General features: G+C 59.3%; 5 protein-coding genes. 3 read left to right on the forward strand and 2 right to left on the reverse strand.

The window, feature by feature from the left end:
* Nucleotides 1-29: 29 nt before the first annotated feature.
* Nucleotides 30-245 carry a ribosome modulation factor gene (rmf, locus tag AC1D2P_RS29680; protein ID WP_003223300.1) on the reverse strand — a complete coding sequence of 72 codons (216 nt, stop codon included), beginning with the start codon at nt 243-245 and terminating at the stop codon, nt 30-32.
* Between the two features lie 529 nt (nt 246-774).
* On the opposite strand from rmf, the gene rlmKL reads away from it, so the two are divergent.
* On the forward strand, nt 775-3,045 hold the full coding sequence (rlmKL, locus tag AC1D2P_RS29685) for a bifunctional 23S rRNA (guanine(2069)-N(7))-methyltransferase RlmK/23S rRNA (guanine(2445)-N(2))-methyltransferase RlmL (protein WP_477811734.1): 2,271 nt from the start codon (nt 775-777) through the stop codon (nt 3,043-3,045).
* A gap of 142 nt (nt 3,046-3,187) precedes the next feature.
* On the forward strand, nt 3,188-5,587 hold the full coding sequence (locus tag AC1D2P_RS29690; RefSeq protein WP_223522466.1) for a sensor domain-containing diguanylate cyclase: 2,400 nt from the start codon (nt 3,188-3,190) through the stop codon (nt 5,585-5,587).
* Nucleotides 5,588-5,730: 143 nt separating this feature from the next.
* On the opposite strand, the gene dacB is transcribed toward AC1D2P_RS29690, so the two are convergent.
* A complete protein-coding gene (gene dacB, locus AC1D2P_RS29695) occupies nt 5,731-7,191 on the reverse strand; it encodes a D-alanyl-D-alanine carboxypeptidase/D-alanyl-D-alanine endopeptidase (protein WP_046027039.1) in 1,461 nt (486 codons plus the stop codon).
* Between the two features lie 235 nt (nt 7,192-7,426).
* Between dacB and AC1D2P_RS29700 the strand changes: the two genes are divergently transcribed.
* Nucleotides 7,427-7,771 carry a YggL family protein gene (locus tag AC1D2P_RS29700; RefSeq protein WP_007971486.1) on the forward strand — a complete coding sequence of 115 codons (345 nt, stop codon included), beginning with the start codon at nt 7,427-7,429 and terminating at the stop codon, nt 7,769-7,771.
* Nucleotides 7,772-7,878 lie beyond the last annotated feature (107 nt).

The following is a 7,878-nucleotide window of genomic DNA, read 5'->3' on the forward strand; positions in this document are numbered from 1 at the left end:
TGTCGTGTCGGAGTGTTTGGCCCTGTAAATTAGCCGACGGCGTGAAGTTCGTTGAGTCTGTGGATTCCCGCAGTGCCGGTCATACCGTCCCAGTTGTCGCCGCGTCCTTCTCGCCAGCCGTTAATCCAGGCTTGGCGTACCGACGGTAGAGTAAATGGGCAAAGCTCACGGGATTTGCCACCAACGCCATATTGATATCCGCGCAAAAATGCTCTTTCCAACGGATCACGCTTAAGTCTTCTCATAGGGTGTTGCCCTCACTTGTTGACTGTATTTATCGCGTCGACCTCTATTGAGGTCTGGCAGAAAAACTCTGCCGTTGGGGGCTCGCTGCCGGCGTGACGAGCCAAGGTGTTGACGTCGTTGCGGCGTCAACCTGTGTTGAGTTCTAACCAATGCGTCACATCGAGGGAATGATCGTTTTGTCATAAGAACGTAACCATAAAGATGCTAAGGCCATAAGCATCACGATGAATGCCCGGTGTTGATTGGCAAAAGCCCTGTATGATCGGCCCCCCGCAGGATGACGGGAGTAATCCCTTAGTGAGAATGACTTCTGTTGGTGGAAGCATTATTCGACGAAGGGTCGCTTTATGACATTTTGTTGCATCAACTATTTTATCTGTCCTTGCATCTAAGCTCTTTTAACCCGAGCAGCAGGGGTGGGACGGCACACCTTCGTGCCACGCGGGCGCTCTTCGAGAAAAGCGCCTGATTGAAAACCGGATCGGCAATGCGTTGCCGGTTCACTTCGCCAAAGGCTCTGAAATTCCCATGTCCGACCAATTCGAAATCTTCCTCACCTGCCCAAAAGGCCTTGAAGGCCTGCTCATCGAGGAAGCCGTCGGGCTTGGCCTTGAAGAGGCACGCGAGCACACCTCGGCCGTGCGCGGCATGGCCACCATGGAAACCGCTTACCGCCTGTGCCTGTGGTCGCGTCTGGCGAACCGGGTGCTGCTGGTGCTCAAGCGTTTCCCGATGAAGGACGCCGAAGACCTGTACCACGGCGTACTGGACATCGAGTGGCAAGACCACATGCTCAACGCCGGTACCCTGGCCGTCGAGTTCAGCGGCCACGGTTCGGGCATCGACAACACCCACTTCGGTGCCTTGAAGGTCAAGGACGCCATCGTCGACAAACTGCGCACCCCGCAAGGTGACCGTCCGTCGATCGACAAACTCAACCCGGACCTGCGCATTCACCTGCGCCTGGACCGTGGCGAAGCGATTCTTTCCCTCGATTTGTCCGGCCACAGCCTGCACCAGCGCGGTTATCGCTTGCAGCAAGGCGCGGCACCGCTGAAGGAAAACCTGGCGGCCGCGATCCTGATCCGTTCCGGCTGGCCACGCATTGCGGCCGAAGGCGGCGCGCTGGCTGACCCGATGTGCGGTGTCGGTACGTTCCTCGTSGAAGCGGCGATGATCGCCGCCGACATGGCGCCGAACCTGCGTCGCGAGCAGTGGGGCTTTACCCATTGGCTGGGCCACGTTCCGGCGCTGTGGAAAAAGCTTCACGAAGAGGCCACCGAACGTTGCGCGGCCGGCCTGGCCAAGCCACCGCTGTGGATTCGCGGTTACGAAGCCGACCCGCGCCTGATTCAACCGGGCCGCAACAACGTCGAGCGTGCCGGCCTGAGCGAGTGGATCAAGATCTACCAGGGCGAAGTCGGTACGTTCGAGCCGCGTCCGGACCAGAACCAGAAAGGCCTGGTGATCTGCAACCCTCCCTACGGCGAGCGTCTGGGTGACGAGGCGAGCTTGCTCTACCTCTATCAAAACCTCGGCGAGCGTCTGCGTCAGGCCTGCTTGAACTGGGAAGCCGCGGTGTTCACCGGCGCCCCGGATCTGGGCAAGCGCATGGGCATTCGCAGTCACAAGCAGTATTCGTTCTGGAACGGCGCATTGCCGTGCAAGCTGCTGCTGATCAAAGTCACGCCAGACCAGTTCGTCACGGGCGAGCGTCGCACCCCTGAGCAGCGTCAGGTCGAGCGCGAGCAGGCGGCTTACGATCAGGCACCGAGCGAGCCAGAAGAGCGCAAGTACAACAAAAACGGCAACCCGATCAAACCGACACCAGCACCTGCGCCGGTGATCGAGCAGCCGCGTTTGAGCGAAGGCGGGCAGATGTTTGCCAATCGCCTGCAAAAAAACCTGAAAGCCATGGGCAAGTGGGTCAAGCGCGAAGGCATCGACTGCTATCGCGTGTATGACGCCGACATGCCGGAATACTCGATGGCCATCGACCTGTATCAGGATTGGGTCCACGTTCAGGAATACGCGGCGCCGAAATCCATCGATCCGGAAAAAGCCTCGGCACGCATGTTCGATGCCTTGGCCGCTATTCCGCAGGCCTTGAACATCGACAAGGGCCGTGTAGTGGTCAAGCGTCGCGAGCGTCAGAGCGGCACCAAGCAATACGAGCGTCAAGCCGCACAGGGCAAGTTCGTCGAGGTCAACGAAGGTGGCGTGAAGCTGCTGGTCAACCTGACTGACTACCTCGACACCGGGCTGTTCCTTGACCACCGCCCGATGCGCATGCGCATTCAGAAAGAGTCGGCCGGCAAGCGCTTCCTCAACCTGTATTGCTACACCGCGACGGCCAGCGTTCACGCCGCCAAGGGGGGTGCACGCAGCACCACCAGCGTCGACCTGTCGAAAACCTATCTGGACTGGGCGCGTCGCAACCTGTCGCTGAACGGTTTCTCTGACAAGAACCGTCTGGAGCAGGGCGATGTGATGGTCTGGCTCGACGCCTGCCGTGACGAGTACGACCTGATCTTCATCGACCCGCCGACGTTCTCCAACTCCAAGCGCATGGAAGGGATCTTCGACGTGCAGCGCGATCAGGTGCAACTGATCGACCTGGCGATGGCACGCCTGGCACCCGGTGGCGTGTTGTATTTCTCCAACAACTTCCGCAAGTTCGCCCTTGAGGAAAACCTCRCGCAGCGTTACGCGGTCGAAGAAATCACCGCCCAGACCATCGATCCGGATTTCGCCCGCAACGGCAAGATCCACCGCGCATGGAAAATCACCGCACGTTGATAGCTGTGTGGATTGGATCCACAGAGCCTTGATTTTTAAAGGCTCTGTGGCTTCTTTCAGTGCTGGTCAAATTAGTGGCTAATAGCTATAACTCTCTCATGGCCAATGGGCTTTCCCGCACCTGGCGTTGTGAGTTGCGTTTATGTCGTTACACGCCGTGCGCCCCAAGATCCTGGGTTTTATCAGCGAAGATGTGTCGGCCTGGCTGGTCGCGCTGCTGGTATTGCTTATGGGGTGTGTTCTGACGGGGTTGTTGGCCTGGTCGACGGTCAACGTGTTTCGCCATCAACTCAAGCAACGCTTCCAACTGCTGGCCAGTGAACGCTATAGCCGCATTGAAGAACGATTTCAGGACCAGGAGCAGCGCCTCGACAGCCTGCGCCGGTTCTTCGCCAATTCCGACTCGGTCTCCCGCGAGGAGTTCGACGGTTTCACCAAACCCCTGTTGCACCGCGCTCAAGCCTATTCATTCGCGGCCCGCGTGACGCGTGCCGAGCGCGCAGAGTTCGAGCGCAAGGTGCGTGACGAGGGCTTTAGCGATTTCACCGTTCGTGAACTCGCCAGCGATGGTCAATTGCAATTGGCCGCTGAACGCGATGAATACGTGGTGGTGCTTTACAGCCAGACGCTAAGCCGACTGGGCTCGCCGCTGGGTTACGACTTATGGGCTCAGCCGATGCGTCGGGCGACCCTTGAGCGAGCGGATAAACGCGGCAGCCTGGCAGTGTCGCAGCCCATGCATCTGGTCAGTATCGAGCCGGCCTATGCGCGTGGCGTGCTGCTGGTGGCCCCGGTGATTGTGTCTAACACGCCAAGCGGCGCAGGGGTAAAACCCTACGGTTATGTCATGGCGGTGATCAGCATGCGTCAGTTGCTGGCGGATGGCTTGCCCGATGCCAATTACGACTATCTCTCGGTCCGCATTCTCGACTTGTCGATCGTCAACCAGCACGAAGTGCTTTACGAGTCCTTCAACGGACCGGCGGCCAGTGATTTGTCCGCGAGCCGACTATTGCGAATGGCCGATCACGACTATCAGGTCGACATCAAGCCCAGCGAAGCCTTTATACAAGCCAACCATTCCTCGGTGACGACCCTGATAGTGCTGGGCGGCTTGCTCAGTCTGCTGGTCAGCGCATTGCTGTACGTGTTGGTCAGCCAGCGTCAGCGAGCGCTGAAAATGGTTGAGCAACAGACCGAGGAGTTGCGCGCCCGCGAGCAGGAGTTACGTGGCACTCACGGCCAGTTGCGTGGCGTGTTGAATGCGGCGACCCAGGTGGCGATCATCGCCACCGATCTGCGCGGGGTCATCACCACGTTCAATGCCGGTGCCGAGCAGATGTTGGGTTACGCTGGCGTTGAGGTCGTGGGGCGCATGACTCTGGAAAACCTGCATTTCCCCCGAGAGCTGGTGGCACGGGCGGCGGAGTTGAGCGCGCGGTATGGAAAACCGATTCCAACCTGTCAGGCGATGTTGGTCAAAGACGGCGATGAAATTGGTAACGCCGCGCGGGAGTGGACGCTGGTGCGCCGCGATGGCAGCCATTTGGCGGTCAACATGCTGGCGACCCCGGTACTCGACGAGCAAGGTCTGTGGGTCGGTCACCTGGCGATCTGCATCGACATTACCGAACGCAAACGCGTCCATGAGGCCTTGGCGGCGCGGGACCTGTTGTTGAAGAAACTCAGTGCCCATGTCCCCGGCGGCATCTATCAATTCAAGATGGAATTCGACGGTCGCTTCAGCGTGATCTATGCCAGCGACGGTATCCGCGAGATCTACGAACTCGAGCCGGACGTGCTGCTGTTCAACGCTGAATCGATCTTCACGCGCATTCATCCACAAGACACGACCCGGGTCCGGGCCTCGATCCGGGCGTCGGCGGACACCCTCAGCCCGTGGCGCGAGGAATACCGCGTGCAGTTGCCCATGCGCGGCCTGCGCTGGGTTCGCGGTGAGGCGACCCCTGAAGAGCAGCCCGGTGGCGGCGTGCTCTGGCATGGCTACGTTTCCGACATCTCCGATTTGAAACGGGTAGAACAAGAATTGCGTGCGCTGTCGATCACCGATTCGCTGACCGGGATTCATAACCGCCGCTACTTCCAGGAGCGCCTGACCACCGAAATGGCCCGCGTCGAACGCGGAGGGGGCGAGTTGTCGGTGATCATGCTCGACATCGACCACTTCAAACGCATCAATGATCAACATGGCCATGCCGTGGGGGATCGGGTGTTGCAGGTGGTGTGCGAGCGCATCGGTCATCGACTGCGGCGCACAGACGTGTTCTGTCGCCTCGGTGGCGAGGAGTTCATGGTGTTGTGCCCGGACACCGACAGCGAGCAGGCGCAAGTGCTGGCCTTGCAGTTGTGGCAAGGGTTGCGCAGTTCACCGATCGAGGGTGTGGGGTTCGTTACCGCGAGTTTCGGGATTGCCAGTTGGCAGGTCGGAGAGGGCGCGGATGCGCTGTTGTTGCGGGCGGATTCGGGGGTTTACGCGGCGAAGCAGGCCGGTCGGGATCGGGTCGAGACGCAGATAAGCTAAGACCGGAAACAGTCGATGTGGGAGCAAGCCCCCGCCAACATTTGATCGCTCCCACGCTCTGCGTGGGAATGCCTCAATGGACGCTCTGCGTCCGCTCTTGAATGCGTTCCCACGCAGAGCGCGGGAACGATCGGATCGGGGGGTTACAAGACCGAAGCCGTTTCCGGCAGTTTCGGCTGGCGATACAAGTCCAGCAGCACCTGATCCAGTACCGACGATGCGCCAAACGGTGCTTTGTCGTTGAGGATCGCCACCACGGCCCACGTGTTGCCATTGACGTCGCGGCTGAAGCCGGAGATGGCGCGCACAGTGTTCAGGGTGCCCGTCTTGACGTGGGCTTCACCGCGCATCGCAGTAGTCTTCAGGCGTTTGCGCATGGTGCCGTCGGTGCCGGCAATCGGCATCGAGCTAATGAACTCGGCGGAGTACGGGCTGTGCCAGGCGGCTTGCAGCATCGACGCCATTTCACGAGCGCTGACGCGTTCGGCGCGGGACAGGCCGGAACCGTTCTCCATCACCAGGTGCGGCGCGGTGATGCCTTTCTTCGCCAGCCACTGACGAACCACACGCTGCGCGGCTTTGGCGTCGTCACCGTCGGCGTCCGTGCGGTACTTCTGGCCCAGGCTCAGGAACAGTTGCTGAGCCATGGTGTTGTTACTGTATTTGTTGATGTCGCGGATGATTTCCGCCAGGTCCGGCGAAAACGCGCGGGCCAGCAATTTGGCATTGCTTGGGGTCGGCGCCAATACATCCTTGCCCTGAATGCTGCCGCCCAGCTCTTTCCAGATTGCCCGCACGGCGCCGGCGGTGTAGGTCGCATGGTCAAGCAGCGACAGGTAGGTCTGGGAGCTGCAACCATCGCCCAACTGGCCACCGACGGTCACGGTCACGCTGCCATCGGCCTGGGTTACCGGGTTGTAACGCACGCCACCGGTGCATTGCTTGGAGTTGAGGGCCTTGACCTGGTTTTCGATGCGGATGCTGGCAATCGGCGGTTCGACGGACACCAGCACACGGCCATTGTCGTTGCGCGCCACGAAGCGCAGCGCCTTGAGGTTGACCATCAGCGAGTCGGGCTTGACCAGGAACGGCTTGTTCTCGTCATTGCCATCGTCGTTGAACTCGGGCAATTGCGGTTGCGTGAAGAAACTGCGGTCCAGCACCAGGTCGCCAGTGATTTGCGTCACGCCGTTGGCGCGCAGGTCACGCATCAGCAGCCAGAGTTTTTCCATGTTCAGCTTTGGATCGCCGCCACCCTTGAGGTAGAGGTTGCCGTTGAGGATGCCACCGCTGAGGGTGCCGTCGGTGTAGAACTCGGTTTTCCACTGGTGGTTGGGGCCGAGCATTTCCAGCGCCGCATAGGTGGTGACCAGCTTCATGGTCGAGGCCGGGTTGACCGAAACATCCGCGTTGAAAACGGTGGGAGTGCCTGGGCCGGTGAGCGGAATCATCACCAGCGACAAGGCGCTGTCCTGCAATTTGCTGGCCTTGAGGGCTTTTTCGACGTTGGGCGAGAGCGCAGTGTTGATTGGAGCGGCGGAAACGGAGAGGGCCAGGGGAAGAATGAAACCGGCCAGCAGCAATGGACGCAAAGATTTGATCATGTGCAGTAAAACCCTACAGGCGAGGGGGGAAAAGACGAGGGCATGGCGATAAAAATCCCTCAGTGGTCATGAACGTGTCGGCATTATGCCCCAAGGCTTGATGGCTTGTGCCTTGCGATACCCCTCTAAACCGCTATTTTTTTACCGACGGTCAGCATTGGCGGCCAGAGAGTCGGGCAATAAGCGGCTTAAACTGCTAAAGTGCCGCCCGTTATTACTTTTGAGGATTGTTCCAATGGCGACTAACCGTTCCCAGCGTCTGCGCAAAAAACTGTGCGTCGATGAATTTCAAGAGCTGGGTTTCGAACTGAACCTGGATTTCAAAGAAGATTTGGCTGATGAAGCCATTGATGCTTTCCTCGACGCGTTCCTCAAAGAAGCCATGGAAGCCAACGGTCTGGGCTATGTTGGCGGCGACGACTACGGTCTGGTTTGCCTGCAGAAGCGTGGCTCGGTCAGCGCTGAACAACGCGCTGCCGTTGAAGCCTGGCTCAAAGGCCGCACCGAGCTGACCAGCGTTGAAGTCAGCCCGCTGCTGGACGTCTGGTACCCGGAAAAGCCGATCAATCCGGTAGCTTGATGTCATAGCTTTTTGTCTTAAAAAAGCGGCGACCCAAGGGTCGCCGTTTTTTTATGTGCAGATTAAATGCACGCAGCCTCGTTTCACTCGACAGCTGCTACATGGAT

The organism is Pseudomonas sp. P1_F1_2, assembly GCF_056405815.1.